We start from the raw sequence: 19,631 nt of genomic DNA, 5'->3' as shown, positions 1-19,631 counted from the left end.
TCGGCTGTCGGAGGGGAATCGTGTGAATCGCCCGGTCCGATACGTTTCTTCCGGGACCGAGTACGGCCAGCGGCTCCCGCGAGCGGAGTGAGCGCCACGAACAGGGATCTGTAAAACTAGCTGGCGTGGAAGGTTACCTCGGCATCATAGTGATCGTTGTCGTCGTCGCCCTGCTGGCGGCCGGCGGTCTCTTCTTCCTGTTCAAGCCCGGTGGCAAGGGCGCTCCTCCGGCGCCGCCCGCTCCCCCCGAGGAGAAGAGGGAAGAGGAGCGAAAGCCCCCCGCCGCGGTTGAGGAGGGGGCGACCACCACGGTCCCGCCACCCGCCCCCGTGGTGGAGGCGCCACCGCCGGTCAAGCCCGAGGTGGAGGTCCCGCCGCCGTCGGCCGGCCGGATGGTCCGCCTGCGGGCCCGGCTGGCCAGGTCGCAGACCGCGCTGGGCAAGGGCCTGCTGGAGCTGCTCTCCCGCGACCGGCTCGACGACGAGACCTGGGAGGAGATGGAGGACACCCTCATCACCGCCGACGTCGGCGTCGGCCCGGCCAGGGCGATGGTGGAGGAGCTGCGCACCAAGGTCAAGGTGCTCGGCACGCGCACCCCGGCCGAGGTCAAGGCCCTGCTGCGGGAGCAGCTCCTCGACCAGGTGGGCACCGGCCTCGACCGCACCCTGCACACCACGCCGCACGGCGAGCGCCCGGCCGTGGTGCTCGTGGTCGGCGTCAACGGCACCGGCAAGACCACCACGACGGGCAAGCTGGCCCGCGTGCTGGTCGGCGACGGCAAGAAGGTCGTGCTGGGCGCGGCCGACACCTTCCGCGCCGCCGCCGCCGACCAGTTGCAGACCTGGGGCGAGCGGGTAGGCGCCGACGTCGTGCGCGGCCCCGAGGGCGGCGACCCCGCGTCGGTGGCCTTCGACGCCACGGCCAGGGGCATCGAGGAGAAGGCCGACGTGGTGATCGTCGACACGGCAGGCCGCCTGCACACCAAGACCGGCCTGATGGACGAGCTGGGCAAGGTCAAGCGGGTCATCGAGAAGAAGGCCACGGTCGATGAGGTCCTGCTGGTCCTCGACGCCACCACCGGCCAGAACGGCATGCGCCAGGCGCAGGTCTTCGCCGAGGTCGTCGCGGTCAGCGGAATCGCGCTGACCAAGCTCGACGGCACCGCCAAGGGCGGCATCGTCATCTCCGTGCAGCGCGAGCTGGGCGTGCCGGTCAAGCTGGTCGGTCTCGGCGAGGGCGCCGACGACCTGGCCCCGTTCGACCCCGAGGTCTTCGTGGACGCGCTGCTGGGCGACTAGCCGGTCGCCCCCCGCTCAGGTGACCGACGGCGCGGCGTGCCTGACGCCGATCGGCACCACCAGCGGCGTGCCCGCGACCGGGTCCGGGATGACCTTGGCCGCCAGGTCGAAGACGTGCAGCAGCAGCTCTTCGGTGAGCACCTCGTGCGGGTCGCCCGAGGCCACGATCCGGCCGGCGCGCATGGCGACGAGCCGGTCGGCGTAGCGGGCGGCCAGGTTCAGGTCGTGCAGCACCATGACGATGGTGCGGGCGGTGTCGCTGTGCAGCCGCCGCACCAGCTCCAGCACCTCGACCTGGTGCGCCAGGTCGAGGAACGTGGTCGGCTCGTCGAGGAGCAGCAGGTCGGTGCCCTGGGCCAGGGCCATGGAGATCCAGGCCCGCTGGCGCTGCCCGCCGGACAGCTCGTCCAGCGGGCGTTCGGCCAGGTCGAGCAGGCCCGTCATGGCCAGGGCCTCGCTCACCGCCGACTCGTCGTCCGACGACCACTGGCGATACCAGGTCTGGTGCGGGTGGCGTCCCCTGGCGACCAGGTCGGCGACGGTCAGGCCCTCGGGGGCGCTGGGTGACTGCGGCAGCATGCCGAGGATCTTGGCGACCTCGCGGGTGGGGACGCGGTCGATGCGCTTGCCGTCGAGCAGCACCTCGCCGCCGGTCGGCTTGAGCAGCCGGCCCAGCGCGCGCAGCAGGGTCGACTTGCCGCAGCCGTTGGGGCCGATGATCGTGGTGACCGTGCCGGGCTCGATGCCCAGGTCGAGCCCGTCCACCACGACGCGGTCGCCGTAGGCGAGCGTGACCCCCGCGGCCTGAAGTCTCATGTGCGTGCCTCCCGGCGTGCGCGGATCAGCAGGTAGATCAGATAGGGCGCGCCCAGTACGGCGGTCACCACGCCCGCGGGCAGTTCGACGGGGGAGAAGAGGGTCCGGGCGATCAGATCGGCCCCGGTGGCGAGCACGCCGCCGACGACCGCGGAGACCAGCAGCGGCGGCTGGGCCATCCCGGCGAGCCGCAGCGCGATCTGCGGCGAGGCGAGCGCGACGAACGCGATCGGCCCGGCGGAGGCGGTGGCGACCCCGGCCAGCAGCACCGCGGCCAGGATCATCAAGGTCCTGGCCAGGTCGCTGCGCACGCCCAGGCCGACGATCGTCTCGTCGTCGAAGCGCAGCGCGCCAAGCGACCTGGTGCCGAGCAGCGCGGCGGGCACCAGTACGGCCAGCGCCAGCCCGACCGGCGCCACGTGCTCCCAGCCGCGCCCGTGCAGCGAGCCGCTGATCCAGGTCATCGCCCGGGTGCTGTCGTTGACGTCGCCGATGGTCAGCAGCCAGAACTTGAGGTTGGTGAACACCGCCGACACGCCGATGCCGACCAGGACCAGGCGGTAGCCGTCCAGGCCGCCGCGCCAGGCCAGCAGGTAGACGGCGAGCCCGCCGACCAGGCCCCCGGCCAGGGCGACGACGGGGACGCCGACGCCGGCGAGCACGCCGCTGGCCCCGCCGTACATGCTGCCGGTGGCGACCATCACGGCCACCACCGTGACGCTGGCGCCGCCGGTCACGCCGAGGATGTCGGGGCTGGCCAGCGGGTTGCGGGCGATGGCCTGGGTGATCGCGCCGGACATGCCGAGCGCGGCCCCGACCAGCGCCCCGGTGAGCGCGCGGGGGAGCCGCAGCTCCATGATCACGAAGTTCGTGGTGCCGTCGCCGGTGATCCCGCCGATCACCTCGGCCAGGCTCAGCGGCAGGTCGCCGATCCGCATGTTCAGCGCCATCAGCAGCGCGAGCACGGCGAGCCCGGCCAGGGTGACGGCCACGGCGCGGGGGCGCAGCGGGAAGGACGCGCCGCCCACGCGGACGGCCCTTGGGGCGAGGAGGCTCGCCGGTTTCACAGCCGCACCGGCTTCCTGCGCCTGACCAGCGCGATGAAGAACGGGGCCCCGATGAGCGCCAGCACCACGCCGACCTCCAGTTCGCCCGGCCTGGCCACCATGCGCCCGATCACGTCGGCGAACAGCAGCAGGGCCGCGCCGATCAGCCCGGAGTAGGGCAGCAGCCAGCGGTGGTCGGGGCCGGACAGCGGCCTGGCGAGGTGCGGGACGACCAGGCCCACGAAGGCCACGGCCCCGCAGGCCGCCACGGAGGCCCCGGTGAGCAGGGTGACCGCGGCGACGCCGACGGCGCGGGTGAGCGCGATGTTCCGGCCGAGCGCGCGGGCGACGTCCTCGCCGAGGGCGAGCGCGTTCAGGCCGGGCGCGTTGGCCAGCGCGAGGATCAGCCCGGCGGCGATGAACGGCAGGACCTGCCAGACGACGGCGTCGCCGCGCGCGGCGATCGAGCCGGCCTGCCAGAACCGGAAGGTGTCCATGGCCCGCTCGTCGAGCAGCACGATCGAGGAGGTGAGGGCGTACAGGAAGGCGCTGACGGCGGCTCCGGCCAAGGCCAGCGTGACCGGCGTGGGGCCGCCGCGCCCGCCCACCATGCCGAGGGCGAAGACGCCGACGCTGGCCGCCAGGGCTCCGGCGAGGCCGAACCAGATGAAGGCGTACAGGTTGCCGACGCCGAGCCCGACGATGGCCAGGACCATGGCGAAGGCCGCGCCGTGGGTGACGCCGAGCAGCCCGGGATCGGCCAGCGGGTTTCGCGTGTGCCCCTGCATGAGCGCCCCGGCGACGCCGAGCGCGATTCCGGCGAGGACGCCGAGCGCGGTGCGCGGGACGCGCAGGGTGCGGATGACGATATCGTTCTCGCTGCCGCTCGGAGCGGTCAGCGCCCGCAGCGAGTCGGCGAGCGGCACGGTCTTGGCCCCGATGGTGATGCTGAGCACGACCGCGACGGCCAGCGCCGCGAACAGCGCGAGCAGCACGATCGCCCGGCGCCGCCGGATGGCGCGGAGGGGGCGCGCCGGGCTCGCCTGACGCGGCGGCGCGGTGCTGCTCACCCCTTGCTCCTCTCATCCGGACCCCAAGGAGTATGCCAGCTAAGGAAAAGCTAATCTAAATGAGGTTAGCCTTACCTTTGCACTTACCCCGAGAGGAAAAAGCCGATGAGAGTGACACGCGCCCTGGTCGCGTGCCTGACTGGAGTCGTGCTGAGCGCCGGCCTTGCGGCATGCGGATCGAGCACCACCGAGACGGCGTCCACCACCACCCTCGGTCCGACGGCATCCTCCGGAACGGCCGCCGCCTACCCCCGCACCGTGAAGCACGCCATGGGCGAGACCCAGATCCCCGCCCAGCCCAAGCGGGTGGTGGCGCTCGACCAGAGCTTCGTGGACGCGGTGCTGAGCTTGGAGACCGAGGTCGTGGGCTACACGACCTACCGGGCCATCGACGAGAAGCTGCCCGACTACCTCGGCGCCTCCCTGCAGCGCCACGGCAGCGCCGCCAAGGCGGTGGGCACCCTGGAGGCCCCGAGCCTGGAGCAGGTCATCGCGCTGAAGCCGGACCTGATCGTCTCGGCCAAGGTGCGCCACGAGGCGCTCTACGAGAAGCTGTCGAAGATCGCCCCCACCGTGTTCAGCGAGACCACCGGGGCGATCTGGAAGGACAACCTGCGGCTGATGGGCCAGGTCCTCGGCAAGGAGGACCTGGCCGAGACCAAGATCAAGGACTACGAGACCCGGGCCGCCGCGATCGGTGAGTCGATCAAGGCCAAGACCGGCGGCGAGCTGCCGACCGTCTCCGTCGCCCGGTTCGCGGGCGAGCCGACCGTGCGTCTCTATGTGGAGAAGTCCTACTCGGGCGTGGTGCTCAAGGACGTCGGCTTCCCGCGTCCCGCCGACCAGCCCACCAGCGACCAGATCGCGGTCAACCTCAGCCAGGAGAACATCGCCCAGCTCGACGCCGACCACATCTTCGTGACGGTCTATCCCGACCCCGCCGTGGACGAGATCAAGCAGAAGTTCGAGTCGAACCCGCTGTGGGGCAAGCTCAAGGGCGAGAAGCACGAGGTCAACGACCTGACCTGGATGAGCGCGGTGGGCATCCTGGGCGCGGGGACGATCCTGGACGACGTGGCCAAGCTCTTCGAGGTGGACCCGGCCACCAGCGGCTCCCCTAGCGGCTGAGGAAGGCGCGCAGGCGGGTGAGGTGGGGGCGGATGTCGATGCCGCGCGCGGACAGCCAGTCGTCGCTGTCGTAGGAGGCGCGGTAGCGTTCGCCCCCGTCGCAGATCAGCGTGACCACGCTGCCCCGCTCACCCGCCTGCCGCATCTCGTCCAGGATGCCCACGGCGGCGGCCACGTTGGTGCCGGTGGAGCCGCCCACGTCCAGGCCGGTCACCTCGCGGACCCATCGCATGGCCGCGATGGACAGCGCATCGGGCACCTGGATCATGCGGTCGATGACCGAGGGCAGGAACGACGGCTCCACGCGCGGCCTGCCGATGCCCTCGATGCGCGACCCGGCCGCCGTGGTGGAGCGTTCCCCGCTGATCCAGGCGGGGTAGAAGGCCGAGCCCTCAGGGTCCGCCACGGCCAGGCGGGTGGGGTGACGGCGGTAGCGGATGTAGCGCCCGATGGTGGACGAGGTGCCCCCGGTGCCGGCGCCGACCACGATCCAGGCGGGCTCGGGGTGCGGCTCCATCTCCATCTGCTGGAAGATCGACTCGGCGATGTTGTTGTTCCCGCGCCAGTCGGTGGCCCGCTCGGCGTAGGTGAACTGGTCCATGAAGTGGCCGCCTGTCTCCGCGGCCAGTCGGTGCGACTCGTCGTAGATCGCCGACGGGTCCTCGACCAGGTGACACTTGCCGCCGTAGAACTCGATGAGGGCGATCTTCTCCGGTGAGGTCGAGTCCGGCATCACGGCCACGAACGGCAGGCCGAGCAGCCGGGCGAAGTACGCCTCGCTGACGGCGGTCGAGCCGCTGGACGCCTCCACGATCGTGGTCGCCGGACCGATCCAGCCGTTGGCCAGGCCGTACAGGAACAGGGAGCGGGCAAGTCGATGTTTGAGTGAACCCGTTGGGTGGACCGACTCGTCTTTCAGGTAGAGGTTTAGCCCCCAGCGCGCGGGCAGCGGAAAGACGTGGAGGTGAGTATCGCAGCTTCTATGTGCGTCGGCCTCGACCCGCCGGATGGCTTCGGCCATCCATTCGCGGGCCTCGGGGTCATGACGATCGACGTGCTCCATGACGACCACGGTAGCCGTAGTGCAACAGGTGTGATGCTGGCCACACTTTGCACTGAATCGAGTAAAGAGTGTTACTCTAATGAGACTTGCCTGGCCGTGGGCGTGAGTACGACCGCCACGTGCCCGAGTAACGCTAGGCCCCCTGAGCAGGAAAGACTCTTAACAAAGCCGTTACGGCCTGCCTGGGACCATTGCGAAGCAGCCAAAAGGACCGGAGGGCAAGCCATGCCCGAGGCCGGATGGTTACGGGGGGAAGAGTACGAGGGGGATTGAACATGATCTCTATGACCGAAGAGCAGCGCCAGGCGTGGTTCGAACGCGACGTCGTTCCAGTGACCGCGCAGCTCTACGCTTCCGCGATGCGCCTGACCCGCAATTCGGCCGACGCCGAGGATCTCGTCCAGGAGACGGTGGCCAAGGCCTACACCTCGTACCACCAGTTCCGCGAGGGCACCAATCTCAAGGCCTGGCTGCATCGCATCTTGACCAACAACTTCATCAACGACTACCGCAAGAAGCAGCGTTCGCCCAAGCTGTCGGCGACTGAGGACATCGAGGACTGGCAGCTCGCCGCCGCCGAGTCCCACATGTCCACGGGGTTGAAGTCCGCCGAGGCCGAGGCGCTGGACGCGCTGCCGGACAACGTGGTGATGAACGCGCTGCGCTCGCTGCCCGACGACTTTCGCGAGGCGGTCTACCTGGCCGACGTCGAGGGATTCGCCTACAAGGAGATCGCCGAGCGGATGGGCACGCCCATCGGCACCGTGATGTCCCGGCTGCACCGCGGCCGCAGGCAGCTGCGCGGCATGCTGGAGGGCTACGCCCGTGAGGTCGGCGCGCTGCGCGTGCCGGTCGCCGTGGCGTGACCCTCCGGGGGCGGCGGCGTCGCCGCCCCCTCATCAGCGACGATTCGGCAGGATCATGTACAGGCGGACCCGCAGCACCCCATCGGTGATGCGGGTCTCGACCAGGTCGCAGAGCTGACGGCTGATCCACAGGCCGTAGCCGCGCGGCGACTCCGGCCGCGGCGGCAGGAAGCCGGGCAGCGGCACGTCGAGTCGTCCGCCGGGATCGAGCACCTCGCAGATCAGCTCGTCGCCCGAGGCCCAGATCGACACCGAGCCCGTGCCGCCGCCGTGTTCGACGGTGTTGGCGGCGATCTCCGACACGCTGAGCACCAGGGAGCCGACCGTGTCCCGGTCGAGCCCGGCGTTCTCGCCCGCCGCGGCGACGGCCTGCCGGACCATGCTCAGGTCGCGCTCGCCGAACGGGACCGTGATCCGGGCGGGCGGCGGCTCTGTGAAGGGCAGCTCGTCCCCGCTCAGCAGGAAGCTCTTCGGCGGTACGTAGCCCTCACTGGCGCGGAGGCCGTCGCCGCCCAGGGTCCACGGGTGGGCGCGCATGGCGTCGTCCAGCACCTGCGGCGGGGTGGCCAGCCGGTCGTACAGGCACAGGGCCACGATGGGCGCGTCGGCGAAGGCCAGGTTGATCGCGGCCTCGTATCTGACCCACTCCCGCAGGTCGCGGGCGCCCCGGCCGAGCCAGACCGGCTCGCCGATGAGCAGCGTCTGCCGCTTGGCCCACGGTTCGGCGTACTCGTGATAGGCGGTCAGGGTGCGGGCCGGGTGGGTGTACCAGGTGTTCCGCAGCCGCCGATCGACCCGGCCGGCGTCCTCGCCGAGCCGTTCGGTCAGCATGTCGTGCCTGTTCTGCCCGGTCACTACGAGGATGTCGTGGCCCTCGCGCAGCGCCTCGACGATCACCGGCAGGACGAGCCGCAGCCAGCTCTCATCGGAGTCGTACGGCGCGGCGATATGCGCGAACGACCCTGACGCGAAAACTGCCCGTTCGGGCTGCACGGGGATGAACGTAACAAGTGCTGCTAATACTGACAACGTCACCCCCCCTCAGTAGGGGGAGGTCACCCCGCCGCGATCAGGGCGACCGCCGCCAGCGCGGCCACCACGCCCACCGTCTGAGTGGGATGCAGCCGCTCCCGCAGCACGTATCTGGCCAGCAGGATCGTGGTCGCCGGATACAGCGAGACCAGCACCGCGACCAGGCTCAGCAGCCCGCGCTGGGCGGCCAGCAGGTAGAGCACGTTGGCGGCCATGTCCAGGACCCCGGCGACCACGATCGTGGGCACCGCCCCGCCGCCCGGCCGCAGCGTGCGCCCGGTGGCCAGGGCCAGCAGCGCGACCAGGGTGATCGAGGCGAACCTGGCCCCCATCAGCGGCCAGATCCCGGCCTCGGCCGGGGCCTGGGCCAGCAGGATGAAGAACCCGCCGAACCCCGCCCCTGCCGCGAGCGCGGCCAGCAGCGGGCCTGTCGACTCCCGTACGGTGCCGCCGCCGGGGGCACGGCTCACCATCAGCACCGAGACCAGCGCGAGTGCCACCCCCGCGAGCGCGAGCGCCTCCGGCCGCTCGCCGGACAGCAGGCCGAACAGCACGGGCATGGCCGCCGAGGTGGTGGCGGTGGTCGGCGCGACCACGGACATCGTGCCCCGGGCCAGCGCGCGGTAGAACAGCACCAGCCCCGCCGCGCCCATGATGCCCGCCGCCATGCCCCACAGCAGCGCGCCGGCGGACGGCGTGCCGGGCAGCGCGCCCGCCAGGGCCGCGATGAAGCCCAGCCCGGCCACCTGGGACAGCACCACGACGGCGAGCAGGCGGGAGCGCCTGGTGGCCAGCCCGCCGAAGAAGTCGGCGGCACCGTAGACCAGCGCGCACGCCGTGGCCAGGACGACTACGTTCACGAGGGGACTCCGGTTCATTTCATTGCACCGCTAGTACAACGAAGTACACCACCACCGTGCAATCCATTGCAAAGTCTTTTCACTACAATGCACTCATGGCCGACGACAACGGCGCCCTCGCCGCGGCGATCGCCAACAACGTGCGGGCGCAGCGCGCCTATCGCCGGATGACCCTCGACGAGCTCTCGGCCCGGTCGGGGGTGAGCCGCGGCATGCTCGTACAGGTCGAGCAGGCCAGGACCAACCCCAGCGTGTCCACGCTGGCCAGGATCGGCGGCGCGCTCGGCGTCACCGTGGCCCGACTGGTGGAGGTCGCCGACACCCCGGTGGTCCGGGTAGTGGGCGCGTCCGGCGTGGTCACCTTCAAGCACGGCGAGGGGGCGGCGCGGCTGCTGGTCGGCACCGACGCCCCGGCGATCCTCGAACTGTGGGACTGGCGGCTCGCCACGGGGGAGCACCACGACGGCGACGCGCACCCGCCGGGCACCAGGGAGATGCTCACCGTGATCGACGGCGAGCTGGTGCTGACCGTGCTCGGGCAGGAGTACCACCTCGCCACCGACGAGGCCGTGCTGTTCAGCGCCGACCGCCCGCACCGCTACGCGGCGGGGGGCGATTCGGGCTGCCGGTTCATCATGGTCGTCACCGAACCCCCGTCCGACCTGTTCGACCACCGGTGATACCCGTACGCCTGATTACGATCGGATAGCAACCACGTAAGAATGCAGTCATAGGACGCGATGGTGGGTAAATCACTCTCTGTGCAACACGCGGGGACTGGCCGCTGGTGAGTGAAGCCGCCGCGGCGATGGGCAAGCTCCGGGCCGAGCTGACCGGTCTAGGAGTCACCGACGCGTACGAGGTCTGCGACGAGTCCACGCTCTCCGTGTGGATCGGCCTGGTGGTGTGCTTCCGCGACGGCGACTTCCGCTGGCGCGAGGGAACGGTCCGCCACCACCATCCGGGCAGTGATCCGGTCGGATGTGCGGTGCGGGTGGCGCGTCGCTACGCGGAACTGCAGGCCGATGTCCCACCATGGTGGGAAGACCTGGCCAGGATTCTGCGGGGGGAGTCGGCACAGGATTATCCGTGACGCCCCGCCGCGCTTTCCGGGAGAGCCATGCTGCGGGGGATGCTTGTGACGCTGGGGCTCGCCCTGGCGATCTGCGGCCTGGCGGTGGGGAACGTCTCCGAGCCCGCCCGGCCCGTGAGCGGGCGCGGGGGCGGCGGCTCCCTGGGCACCCACCGGCCCGGCGAACTGGCCGAGCAGATCGGCGGGCGGGCGCTGGCGGCCAGACTGGCCCGGGTCCAGCCCGACTGGCCCGCCCGCCGCGCCGTCTTCCGGCCGCGCCCGATCGACTGCGCCGAGCTGAAGTGCGTGGCGCTCACCTTCGACGACGGGCCCTACCGGTACACCGGCAGGCTGCTGGACATGCTGGCCAGGCACGAGGCCAGGGCCACGTTCTTCGTGGTCGGCCGGATGGTCGACGCCGGGGGCGCCGACGACCTGCGGCGCATGGTCGCCGAAGGCCACGAACTGGGCAACCACTCCTGGGACCACGCCATGCTCACCGACATGCGGCGCGAAGGGGTGGAGGCGGAGCTGCAGCGAACCCAGCGGCTGGTCCGGCGGGTCACCGGCACGGACATGCGGATCATGCGTCCGCCGTACGGCGCGACCGACCGCACGGTCTCCCGCGTGGCGCGCGGCTACGGCCTCTCGCAGATCCTGTGGGACGTCGACACGGTGGACTGGCGCGACCGGCAGCCCGCCCTGGTGGCCCGGCGCGTCGGCGCGGCGGGCCCCGGCACCATCGTGCTGCTGCACGACATCCACTCGACCACGGTCCGGGCCGTCCCGCGCGTGCTGGCCAGGCTGGACCACGAGGGCTACACCTTCGTGACCGTGTCGGAACTGCTCGGCGAAGGCGTGCCCGGCCCCGGCGGGCGCTATCCGATGCGGAACGAGGAAGAGCTCAGAAGGGCGGCCAGGCGCTCGTAGCGGGCGGGGCCTGCGGGCGATCTCGGCGTCAGCCGCCGCGCTTGGCCCGCGCCGTCGCCCGCGCCCGCGCCGAAGAGTCGAGGACGACCTTGCGGATACGCACGGTCTCCGGGGTCACCTCCACGCATTCGTCCTCACGGATGAATTCGAGCGCCTGCTCCAGCGACAGCACCCGCGGCGGGATCACCTTCTCGGTCTCCTCCGACGTGGAGGCCCGCATGTTGGTGAGCTTCTTCTCCTTGGTGATGTTGACGTCCATGTCGTCGGCGCGGGAGTTCTCGCCGATGACCATGCCCTCGTAGACGTCCGTGCCCGGCCCGACGAACAGCGAGCCGCGCTCCTGGAGGTTGGTCATCGCGAACGCCGTCACCGACCCCATGCGGTCGGCCACCAGCGAACCGGTGGCGCGGGTGCGCAGCTCGCCGAACCACGGCTCGTAGTCCTCGAAGACGTGGTGGACCAGGCCGGTGCCCCGGGTCTCGGTCAGGAACTCGGTGCGGAAGCCGATCAGGCCGCGCGCCGGGACCAGGAACTCCATCCGGATCCAGCCGGTGCCATGGTTGGTCATGTGCTCCATACGGCCCTTGCGGACCGCCAGGAGCTGCGTGATCGCGCCCAGGTACTCCTCGGGGCAGTCGACCGTGAGGCGCTCGACCGGCTCGTGCACCTTGCCGTCCACGACCCGGGTGACCACCTGCGGCTTGCCGACGGTCAGCTCGTAGCCCTCGCGCCGCATCTGCTCGACCAGGATGGCCAGCGCCAGCTCGCCGCGCCCCTGGACCTCCCAGGTGTCGGGGCGCTCGGTGGGCAGCACCCGCAGGGACACGTTGCCGACCAGCTCGCGGTCGAGGCGGTCCTTGACCATGCGCGCGGTGACCTTGGCGCCCTTGACCCGGCCGACCAGCGGCGAGGTGTTGGTGCCGATGGTCATGGAGATGGCGGGCTCGTCGACCGTGATCAGCGGCAGCGGGCGCGGGTCGTCGGCGTCGGCCAGGGTCTCGCCGATCATGATGTCCGGGATGCCGGCGATCGCGATGATGTCGCCGGGACCGGCCTGCTCGGCGGGCTTGCGCTCCAGCGCCTCGGTCATCATCAGCTCGCTGATCTTGACCCGGTCGACGGAGCCGTCGGTGCGGCACCAGGCGACCTGCTGGCCCTTCTTGATCGTGCCCTGGTGGATGCGGCAGAGCGCGATCCGGCCCAGGTAGCTGGAGGCGTCGAGGTTGGTCACGTGCGCCTGCAGCGGGGCCGCCGGGTCGAACAGCGGCGCCGGGATGGTCTCCATGATCGTGGTGAACAGCGGTTCGAGGTCGGGGGCGTCGGGCATGCCGCCGTCGTCGGGCCGCGTCAGGCTGGCCCGCCCGGCCTTGGCCGAGGCGTAGACGATCGGGAAGTCGATCTGCTCCTCGGTGGCGTCGAGGTCGAGGAACAGCTCGTACGTCTCGTCCACGACCTCCTTGATCCGCGCGTCGGGACGGTCGACCTTGTTCACGCACAGGATGACCGGCAGCTTGGCCGACAGCGCCTTGCGCAGCACGAACCTGGTCTGCGGCAGCGGTCCCTCGGAGGCGTCGACCAGCAGGACCACGCCGTCCACCATGGACAGGCCGCGCTCGACCTCGCCGCCGAAGTCGGCGTGGCCGGGGGTGTCGATGATGTTGATGGTCATGTCGCCATGCCGGACCGCGGTGTTCTTGGCGAGAATGGTGATGCCCTTCTCGCGTTCCAGGTCACCGGAGTCCATGACGCGGTCTTCGACGTCCTGGTTGGCGCGGAACGCCCCGGACTGCCAGAGCATGGCGTCAACCAGTGTGGTCTTGCCGTGGTCGACATGCGCGATGATCGCGATGTTCCGCAGGTCGTCGCGGCTGTTCAAAGGCATGTTGGAGTCTCGCTCTGTGATCGGGAATCGGCCGCGGGCCCGTGCGGCACATCCCATTTTAGTTGATCCCGGCCACAACTTCGGTGCCTGCCGGGGCAGGCCCCCGGCAGGGCGTTCACGGAGGGCCGGTTTCTAGACTCGTTTCATGCCCCTTGCCGCGAACTATCGCGCCATGCTGCGCACCAAGGACGGCGTGCGGCTCGACGCCGCGCACACGCCTGGGGCCTCCGATCTGTGCCTGGTGGTGGCGCACGGATTCACCGGATGCTGGCGGGAGCCCACCGCCCGGGGCATCGCCCACGTGCTCAACAGGTTCGGCGGGGTGTTGTGCTTCGACTTCAGGGGGCACGGCAGGTCGGGCGGCACCTCCACGGTGGGCGACCTTGAGGTGCTCGACGTGGACGCGGCGGTGCGGCACGCGAGGAGCATCGGCTACACGCGGGTCGCGGTGGTCGGGTTCTCGATGGGCGCGGCGGTCGCCGTACGGCACGCGGGCCTGCACGGAGGCGTGCAGGCCGTCGTCGCCGTCAGCGGGCCCGCCCGCTGGTACTACCGGGGCACCCGTCCCATGCGGCAGGTGCACTGGGCCATCGAACGCCCGTTCGGCCGGTTCCTGGCACGTGTCGCGAAACACACCAGGATCGCGCGCGGGCCGTGGGACCCGATCCCGCTCGCGCCGTACGAGGCGGCGGCGCTGATCACCCCCACGCCGCTGCTCGTCGTGCACGGCGACGCCGACTCGTTCTTCCCGGTAGAGCACGCCCACCAGCTCTTCGAAGCGGCGGGCGACCCGAAGGAGCTGTGGATCGAACGCGGCTACGGGCACGCCGAGACCGCGGCCACCCCCGGGCTCATCCGGCGCATCGGCGGATGGATCCGGACGACACTTACCGAGGCTTGAACAACCGGGACGGTTCACTCCACCCGGCTGCGGCAATCCTCACAGGGTTCACCTGGGGAGGGCCGATGCGGAGCATCTACGTTGCGGGGGTCGGCCCGAAGGACGGGCGTGACGTCGTCGAGCTCGGGCTGATGGAACTGCTGTCACACCGCGTGGAGCGGATCGCCGTCAGCCGGCCGATCGCGTGCGCGGGAGATGGCGACGATCGCGGCGTGGAACTGCTCCGCAGCCGCTACCAGGTGGCCGGATACGCCCGGGGCATGACGCGTGAAGAGGCCGCGGAGATCCCCGAGGAGAAGCTGGTCGCCCGCCTCGCCGACGGCGTGCGCACGGCGGGGGAGGGCTGCGACGCGCTGCTGGTGCTGGGCGTCGGCGACGCCGTGCCGGGGCGCGACGACCTGGACGCCTACCTGGCCGCCGAACTGGACGCCCCGGTGGTCGTGGTGATCGGCGGCGGCGGCCTGCGCGCCGAGCAGGTCGCGGCGGCGCTGCGCGCCTCGCACGCGACCTTCGCCAGGCACGGCTGCCGGGTGCTCGCGATGATCGCCAACCGGGTCACCCACGCCGGTTCGATCCCCGCGGACCTGCCGGTGCCCTGGTACGTCATCCCGGAGCACCCCCGCCTGGCCGCGCCCACCGTACGGCAGGCCGCGGAGGCCGCGCGGGCCACCCTGGTGCAGGGCAACGCCGAGGGCATGCTCCGCGACGTGCTCGGCTTCGTCTTCGGCGGCGCGACGCTCCCGGTCTTCCTGGACCACCTGCGCGACGGCTCCCTGGTGATCACCCCGGGCGACCGGGCCGACGTGCTGCTCGGGGCCCTCGCGGCGGGCGCCGCCGGGACCGCCCGCCCGGCCGCGGTGATCCTCACGCTCGGGGAGAAGCCGCCGCCCAACGTGCGCGGCCTGACGGCACGGCTCACGCCCGAGATCCCGGTGCTCTCCGCGCCCACCGACAGCTTCGCGGCGGCGGCGACGCTCTCCGGCCTCACCGGGCGGATCACTCCGGACAACCCGCGCAAGGTCGAGCTGGCGCTCGGGCACTTCACCGCGCACGTGGACACGGCGGCGCTGGCCGCGCGCATGGAACTCGCGCCGACGGGCGGGATCACGCCGCGGATGTTCACGCACCTGCTGGCCGTCCACGCGGCCGAGGTGCGCAGGCACATCGTGCTGCCGGAGGGGGGCGACGAGCGGATCCTGCGGGCGGCCGACGCGGCCGTGCGCCGGAAGATCGCCGAGGTGACCCTGCTGGGCAGGCCGGACGAGATCCGGCGGCGGGCCCGGGTGCTTGGGCTGGACCTGCACGCCGTACGGGTCATCGACCCGGTCACCTCGCCGCTGCGGGAGACCTTCGCCGAGACGTACGGCATGCTGCGCGAGCACAAGGCCATGTCGCACCGCAGGGCCAGGGACGTGCTGAGCGATCCGGTCTTCTTCGGCGCGATGATGGCGCAGACCGGCATGGTCCACGGCATGGTCACGGGGGCCACCCACCCGACGGCGGGCACGCTGACCGCCGCCTTCCAGATCATCCGCACCGAGCCGGGCGCGGGGGCGGTCTCCTCGGTGTGCTTCGCCTGCCTGCCGCGGCAGGTGCTCGTCTACGCCGACTGCGCCATCCATGACGAGCCGGACGACTCACGGCTCGCGGACATCGCGATCGCCTCGGCCGCCACCGCCGCGCGGTTCGGCATCGAGCCGAAGGTCGCCATGCTGTCGTATTCGGCCGGGCCGTACGGGGCGGGCGCGGACGCCGAGAAGGTGCGCAGGGCCACCGAACTGGTGCGGACGCGCGCGCCGGAGCTGTCGGTTGAGGGGCCGCTGCACTTCGACGCGGCCGTGGACGAGCGGGTCGCGGAGGTGAAGGCCCCGGGCTCAGAGGTCGCCGGGCGGGCCAGCGTGCTGGTCTTCCCCGACCTGGACAGCGCGGAGAGCGCCTGTACGGCGGTGCGCCGGTCGGCGGGCGGCCTGGTGATCGGCCCGGTGTTCCAGGGGCTGCGCCAGCCGGTCAACGACCTGCCGCGCAACGCGAGCGTGGACGAGATCGTCAACCTCATTGCGATCACCGCGATCCAGGCTCAGGGTGGTATCCGTAGAAGTACCGATCAATAACACCGAACCTTTTTCGTATTAAGGGCGTCTACCTTCAGCGTACGGAACGAATCCACCGGGAGAACCCGAGAGTGCCGAGGCGGCGAAGCCGCGGCCCCCTGGGGAGATCATGGTGGGGCCGGAGGCCCGAGCCCAGCGTCGCGGGGGCGCGCTGGGTTGGGCTCACCGGTGCGTCCTTGCTGCGGCGCGCGGATCCCCCGTCACTGGTTCCGCGCGCCGCGCTCGGTCATCCGAGCCGCGCGATCGACTTGTACTCCAGGTAGGAGGCCAGGCCCTCGGGGCCGAGCTCGCGGCCGAGCCCGCTGGCCTTGAAGCCGCCGAAGGGCGCGCAGGGGTCGAGGGTGTTCATGATGTTCACGCCGTAGGTGCCCGCGCGGACCCGGCGGGCGATGTCCACGCCGCGCTCGGTATCGGACGTCCACACGGTTCCCGACAAACCGTAGTCACTGTCGTTGGCGATGCGGACGGCGTCGTCCTCGTCGTCGTACGGGATCACCGTGAGCACCGGGCCGAAGATCTCCTCACGGGCGATCCGCATGTCGTTGGAGACCCCCGCGAAAACGGTGGGGGAGACGTACCACCCCCGGCTGTGGCCGGCGAGCCCGCCGGGCCCGCCGACGACCGGCTTGGCGCCCTCCTCGACCCCGGCGCGCAGGTAGCCCTCCACGCGGTCTCGCTGCCGGGCGCTCACCAGCGGCCCGATGCCGGTGACCGGGTCCGCCGGGTCGCCCACCCGCTGTGCGGCCACCATCTCCGCGAAGGCCGAGACCACCTCGTCGTAGCGCCCGCGCGAGGCGAGGACGCGCGTCTGCGCCACGCACGCCTGCCCGTTGTTCATCAAGCAGGCCACGGACAGGAAGCCCATCGCGGACGGCAGGTCGCAGTCGTCGAGCACGATCGCCGCCGACTTGCCACCCAGCTCCAGGCCGCAGCGCTTGAGCCGCTCGCCGCAGATCGCGCCGATCCGCCGCCCGGCGGCGGTGGAGCCGGTGAAGGCCACCTTGTCCACGCCGGGGTGGGACACCAGGTGCTCGCCCGTCTCGCGCCCGGCGGGCACGATGTTGACCACGCCCTCCGGGACACCCGCCGCGATGATCATCTCGGCCAGCAGGTAGGAGTCGAGCGGCGTCTCCGGCGCGGGTTTGACGACCACGGCGCACCCGGCGACGAGGGCCGGGGCGAGCTTGCTCATGATGACGAACTGGGGGACGTTCCACGGGACGATGGCGGCGACCACGCCGACCGGCTCCCGCCGTACGGTCACCGGGCCGAACAGGCCGGGGCGCTCGTCCTCGACCTCGTAGGTCGCGCCGAGGCCGGCGTAGTAGCGGAGCATGCCGAGCGGCTGGGGGGCCTGCGCCATCCGGGAGAAGGTGATCGGCGACCCCATCTCGGAGGTGATCAGGTCGGCCATCTCGCCCTGCCGGGCCTCGTAGAGGTCGGCGAGCCGTCCGACGACGGCCGCGCGCTCGGCCATGGTCATCCTCGGCCAGGGGCCATGGTCGAACGCCCACCTGGCGGCGGCCACCGCCCGGTCGACGTCGGCGGGGGTGCCGTCGGGGACGCGGCCGACGGGCTCCTCCGTGTGCGGGGAGATCACCTCGATGGTGCCCGTGCCCGCCGGGGCCACCCAGTCGCCGCCGATGAAGAGCCGGTCGTGCTGGAGCATGTCTGCCTTCCCTCCTGCGATGGGATGACCGAATCATGTTCTGGGAACGGCGGTCAAGCGGATCCGGAATTCCCGCCAAAGGCGCTCAGACTATGACAAAGCTCTTGATACGGGTCACAGGTTGACCCGTTCAGGTGGCAGCCCTCAAGATCACCTCCTATAGTTTCGGTGCGTCTGCGCGGAAGTCGTTCCCGAGGGGAGGATGGCGTGAAACCAGGCCGCCGTCCCGCCGCACTGACGGCCGTCCTCGTCGCGCTCCTGCTCGCGCTCGCGCCCGCCGCCACCACCGCCGCACGGGTCGCCGAGCCCAAGCCGCAGTCGGACCTCAAGAAGCTCACCGCGCAGGCCGCCGCCCTCAACAAGCGGTACCGGGGGCAGATCCAGGACCTTGAGGAGGTCCGGGTCCAGGCCAAGAAGGCCAACGACAGGGCCGGGGGCCTCAGGCGGAGGCTCGCCGACGCCGAGCGCGAGGTCACCACCATGGCGCAGACCACCTACATGGGCGGCACCCTCGACTCCGCCCGGCTGCTCGGCGCCCCGAACGGCACCTCGTCCGTGCTCGGCCCCGCCGCGATGATGTCCTACCTGGCCAGCGAGCGGGCCAGGAAGCTCGAACGGGTCAAGGAACTGGTCGCCGACTCCAAGAAGGCCAGGAAGGAGGCCGACAAGAAGATCAGCGACCTGGAGGACGAGATCGAGACCCTCAAGCGCAAGCGCAGGTCCATCGAGAAGCTGATGGCCAAGTACGGCTTCCAGACCCCTGGGGGCAGTGAGGGCCTGACCTCCCGGATGACGTCGGTCCGCAACGCCATCCTCGCGGAGTTCCCGATGCCGTACGGCTACGGCTGCCTGCGGCGCGGCGACCCCGGCGAGCACGGCAGCGGCCGGGCGTGCGACTTCATGGTGAGCCGGGGCGTGATGCCCGGGCAGATCGACAGCGAGCGCGGTGACGCGCTGGCCAAGTGGTGCATCGAGAACGGCCCGCGCATCGGCATCATGTACATCATCTGGAAGCAGCGTTACTACGATGTGCGCACAGGTGCCGGCTGGCGTCCCATGTCGGATCGCGGTGGCATCACGCAGAACCACATGGACCATGTACATGTTTCGGTGTTCTAGTCATTTTCGCCAGGATTCTAGGCACTTCTACGTACATTTCGATGGTTTTTCACCCTTGTACGTGACTTCTGGGACACGATGACCCTTTCTACCGACATGATGTCGTCATGACGAACGTCTCCGGAGAAACGTTGCGCCGCCGCCCAGCCCAACGGCGCAGCCTGGAACGCGTGGAGCGGATGCTGGACGAGTGCGCCCGGCTACTCGACGAACAGGGATATGAAGCCCTGACCACCAAGGAGGTCGCCAAGCGGGCCGAAGTGCCGATCGGCACTTTCTACCAGTTCTTTCCTGACAAGCAGGGACTGGTCCGCGCACTCGCGCTCCGCAACCTTGACGCGTTCCTCGACCGGATCACCGCCCGGCTCGCCACCGCCGAGCTGTCCCACTGGACCGACGTGGTCGATCTCGCGATCGACGAGTTCGTCGGCATGAAGCGCACCACCCCCGGCTTCGCCGTCGTGGACTTCGGCGAGGTGCTCGCCGCCCCCGGAGGGCCGGTCCTGCGCGGCACCGAGCGGATGCTCGACGCCGCGCTGGAGAACAACGTCGTCGTGGCCGACCGGCTGCGCTCCCTCACCATCGAACGGGCCGGCGCCCCCGCCGGGCCCAACCTCGACCGCGCCCTGCTGGTCGCCGTCGAGGCCGCCGACACCGTGCTGAAACTCGCCTTCCGCGCCGACCGCGACGGCGACCCCGACCTCATCGCCGAGTGCAAGCACCTGGTCCGCCGCTACCTGTCGGACCATCTGCCCTAGGCGACCGGCT

The 19,631-nt window shown here is 71.0% G+C and carries 18 protein-coding genes; 10 read left to right on the top strand and 8 right to left on the bottom strand.

Annotated elements, in window-relative coordinates:
• Positions 1 to 125 precede the first annotated feature (125 nt).
• On the top strand, positions 126 to 1,298 hold the full coding sequence (gene ftsY / locus P3X83_RS11945) for a signal recognition particle-docking protein FtsY (protein ID WP_277305045.1): 1,173 nt from the start codon (positions 126 to 128) through the stop codon (positions 1,296 to 1,298).
• Between the two features lie 15 nt (positions 1,299 to 1,313).
• On the opposite strand, the gene P3X83_RS11940 is transcribed toward ftsY, so the two are convergent.
• Genes P3X83_RS11940 through P3X83_RS11930 form a run of 3 tightly spaced genes read right to left on the bottom strand, consistent with a single transcriptional unit; the run spans position 1,314 to position 4,230 of the window.
• Positions 1,314 to 2,114, bottom strand: a complete 801-nt coding sequence (locus P3X83_RS11940) for an ABC transporter ATP-binding protein (RefSeq protein WP_277305044.1) — start codon at positions 2,112 to 2,114, stop codon at positions 1,314 to 1,316.
• Complete coding sequence (locus P3X83_RS11935) at positions 2,111 to 3,181, bottom strand: iron chelate uptake ABC transporter family permease subunit (RefSeq protein ID WP_277305043.1); 1,071 nt, start codon at positions 3,179 to 3,181, stop codon at positions 2,111 to 2,113. The genes P3X83_RS11940 and P3X83_RS11935 overlap by 4 nt, the downstream gene beginning before the upstream one ends.
• Positions 3,178 to 4,230 carry an iron ABC transporter permease gene (locus P3X83_RS11930; RefSeq protein ID WP_277305042.1) on the bottom strand — a complete coding sequence of 351 codons (1,053 nt, stop codon included), beginning with the start codon at positions 4,228 to 4,230 and terminating at the stop codon, positions 3,178 to 3,180. The genes P3X83_RS11935 and P3X83_RS11930 overlap by 4 nt, the downstream gene beginning before the upstream one ends.
• Positions 4,231 to 4,335: 105 nt before the next feature.
• Here P3X83_RS11930 and P3X83_RS11925 point away from each other — a divergent pair, with 105 nt between their 5' ends.
• Positions 4,336 to 5,358, top strand: coding sequence for an iron-siderophore ABC transporter substrate-binding protein (locus P3X83_RS11925; RefSeq protein WP_277305041.1), 1,023 nt, complete (start codon positions 4,336 to 4,338; stop codon positions 5,356 to 5,358).
• On the opposite strand, the gene P3X83_RS11920 is transcribed toward P3X83_RS11925, so the two are convergent.
• On the bottom strand, positions 5,348 to 6,421 hold the full coding sequence (locus tag P3X83_RS11920) for a PLP-dependent cysteine synthase family protein (RefSeq protein ID WP_277305040.1): 1,074 nt from the start codon (positions 6,419 to 6,421) through the stop codon (positions 5,348 to 5,350). The two genes, P3X83_RS11925 and P3X83_RS11920, sit on opposite strands and share 11 nt — an antisense overlap.
• Positions 6,422 to 6,696: 275 nt before the next feature.
• Between P3X83_RS11920 and P3X83_RS11915 the strand changes: the two genes are divergently transcribed.
• Positions 6,697 to 7,287 (top strand): sigma-70 family RNA polymerase sigma factor, encoded by a 591-nt coding sequence (locus P3X83_RS11915; RefSeq protein WP_277305039.1) that lies wholly within the window; start codon positions 6,697 to 6,699, stop codon positions 7,285 to 7,287.
• Positions 7,288 to 7,320: 33 nt separating this feature from the next.
• Here the strand turns inward: P3X83_RS11915 and P3X83_RS11910 are convergent, their stop codons facing one another.
• Both P3X83_RS11910 and P3X83_RS11905 read right to left on the bottom strand, forming a co-directional pair.
• Positions 7,321 to 8,280 (bottom strand): sensor histidine kinase, encoded by a 960-nt coding sequence (locus P3X83_RS11910; RefSeq protein WP_277305038.1) that lies wholly within the window; start codon positions 8,278 to 8,280, stop codon positions 7,321 to 7,323.
• Between the two features lie 62 nt (positions 8,281 to 8,342).
• On the bottom strand, positions 8,343 to 9,179 hold the full coding sequence (locus P3X83_RS11905) for an EamA family transporter (protein ID WP_277305037.1): 837 nt from the start codon (positions 9,177 to 9,179) through the stop codon (positions 8,343 to 8,345).
• A 95-nt stretch (positions 9,180 to 9,274) separates the two neighbouring features.
• On the opposite strand from P3X83_RS11905, the gene P3X83_RS11900 reads away from it, so the two are divergent.
• The 3 genes from P3X83_RS11900 (at position 9,275) to P3X83_RS11890 (ending at position 11,181) form a co-directional block, all read left to right on the top strand.
• Positions 9,275 to 9,859 (top strand): XRE family transcriptional regulator, encoded by a 585-nt coding sequence (locus tag P3X83_RS11900; protein WP_277305036.1) that lies wholly within the window; start codon positions 9,275 to 9,277, stop codon positions 9,857 to 9,859.
• A 107-nt stretch (positions 9,860 to 9,966) separates the two neighbouring features.
• On the top strand, positions 9,967 to 10,272 hold the full coding sequence (locus tag P3X83_RS11895) for a hypothetical protein (RefSeq protein ID WP_277305035.1): 306 nt from the start codon (positions 9,967 to 9,969) through the stop codon (positions 10,270 to 10,272).
• Between the two features lie 39 nt (positions 10,273 to 10,311).
• Positions 10,312 to 11,181, top strand: a complete 870-nt coding sequence (locus P3X83_RS11890) for a polysaccharide deacetylase family protein (RefSeq protein WP_277305034.1) — start codon at positions 10,312 to 10,314, stop codon at positions 11,179 to 11,181.
• Positions 11,182 to 11,209: 28 nt separating this feature from the next.
• Here P3X83_RS11890 and typA read toward each other — a convergent pair whose 3' ends face one another.
• Positions 11,210 to 13,063 (bottom strand): translational GTPase TypA, encoded by a 1,854-nt coding sequence (gene typA / locus P3X83_RS11885; RefSeq protein ID WP_277305033.1) that lies wholly within the window; start codon positions 13,061 to 13,063, stop codon positions 11,210 to 11,212.
• A gap of 145 nt (positions 13,064 to 13,208) precedes the next feature.
• Between typA and P3X83_RS11880 the strand changes: the two genes are divergently transcribed.
• Together P3X83_RS11880 and pta are read left to right on the top strand one after the other, a co-directional pair.
• Entirely contained in the window at positions 13,209 to 13,964 is a 756-nt protein-coding gene (locus tag P3X83_RS11880) for an alpha/beta fold hydrolase (protein WP_277305032.1), read from the top strand.
• Between the two features lie 65 nt (positions 13,965 to 14,029).
• Complete coding sequence (pta, locus tag P3X83_RS11875; RefSeq protein ID WP_277305031.1) at positions 14,030 to 16,075, top strand: phosphate acetyltransferase; 2,046 nt, start codon at positions 14,030 to 14,032, stop codon at positions 16,073 to 16,075.
• A gap of 226 nt (positions 16,076 to 16,301) precedes the next feature.
• On the opposite strand, the gene P3X83_RS11870 is transcribed toward pta, so the two are convergent.
• Positions 16,302 to 17,744: an aldehyde dehydrogenase gene (locus P3X83_RS11870; RefSeq protein ID WP_277305030.1), complete on the bottom strand. Its 1,443-nt coding sequence runs from the start codon at positions 17,742 to 17,744 to the stop codon at positions 16,302 to 16,304.
• Between the two features lie 207 nt (positions 17,745 to 17,951).
• Between P3X83_RS11870 and P3X83_RS11865 the strand changes: the two genes are divergently transcribed.
• Both P3X83_RS11865 and P3X83_RS11860 read left to right on the top strand, forming a co-directional pair.
• Positions 17,952 to 18,863 (top strand): hypothetical protein, encoded by a 912-nt coding sequence (locus P3X83_RS11865; protein ID WP_277305029.1) that lies wholly within the window; start codon positions 17,952 to 17,954, stop codon positions 18,861 to 18,863.
• A 107-nt stretch (positions 18,864 to 18,970) separates the two neighbouring features.
• Positions 18,971 to 19,621 (top strand): TetR family transcriptional regulator, encoded by a 651-nt coding sequence (locus tag P3X83_RS11860; RefSeq protein ID WP_277305028.1) that lies wholly within the window; start codon positions 18,971 to 18,973, stop codon positions 19,619 to 19,621.
• The last annotated feature ends 10 nt before the right edge of the window (positions 19,622 to 19,631 follow it).

Origin of the sequence: Spongiactinospora sp. TRM90649 (genome assembly GCF_029382225.1) — a bacterium.
GTDB lineage: Bacteria > Actinomycetota > Actinomycetes > Streptosporangiales > Streptosporangiaceae > Spongiactinospora.
The sequence above is the reverse complement of the archived record's forward strand: the minus strand, read 5'-3'. Positions and strand labels throughout refer to the sequence as shown.

What these genes read in the sequence shown, in the direction of transcription:
- typA (WP_277305033.1), bottom strand. Translation starts at nt 13,063, where the DNA reads ATGCCTTTGAACAGCCGCGACGACCTGCGGAACATCGCGATCATCGCG.
- P3X83_RS11900 (WP_277305036.1), top strand. Translation starts at nt 9,275, where the DNA reads ATGGCCGACGACAACGGCGCCCTCGCCGCGGCGATCGCCAACAACGTG.
- P3X83_RS11925 (WP_277305041.1), top strand. Translation starts at nt 4,336, where the DNA reads ATGAGAGTGACACGCGCCCTGGTCGCGTGCCTGACTGGAGTCGTGCTG.
- P3X83_RS11860 (WP_277305028.1), top strand. Translation starts at nt 18,971, where the DNA reads ATGACGAACGTCTCCGGAGAAACGTTGCGCCGCCGCCCAGCCCAACGG.
- pta (WP_277305031.1), top strand. Translation starts at nt 14,030, where the DNA reads ATGCGGAGCATCTACGTTGCGGGGGTCGGCCCGAAGGACGGGCGTGAC.
- P3X83_RS11890 (WP_277305034.1), top strand. Translation starts at nt 10,312, where the DNA reads ATGCTTGTGACGCTGGGGCTCGCCCTGGCGATCTGCGGCCTGGCGGTG.
- P3X83_RS11915 (WP_277305039.1), top strand. Translation starts at nt 6,697, where the DNA reads ATGATCTCTATGACCGAAGAGCAGCGCCAGGCGTGGTTCGAACGCGAC.
- P3X83_RS11880 (WP_277305032.1), top strand. Translation starts at nt 13,209, where the DNA reads ATGCCCCTTGCCGCGAACTATCGCGCCATGCTGCGCACCAAGGACGGC.
- P3X83_RS11870 (WP_277305030.1), bottom strand. Translation starts at nt 17,744, where the DNA reads ATGCTCCAGCACGACCGGCTCTTCATCGGCGGCGACTGGGTGGCCCCG.
- P3X83_RS11920 (WP_277305040.1), bottom strand. Translation starts at nt 6,421, where the DNA reads ATGGAGCACGTCGATCGTCATGACCCCGAGGCCCGCGAATGGATGGCC.
- P3X83_RS11940 (WP_277305044.1), bottom strand. Translation starts at nt 2,114, where the DNA reads ATGAGACTTCAGGCCGCGGGGGTCACGCTCGCCTACGGCGACCGCGTC.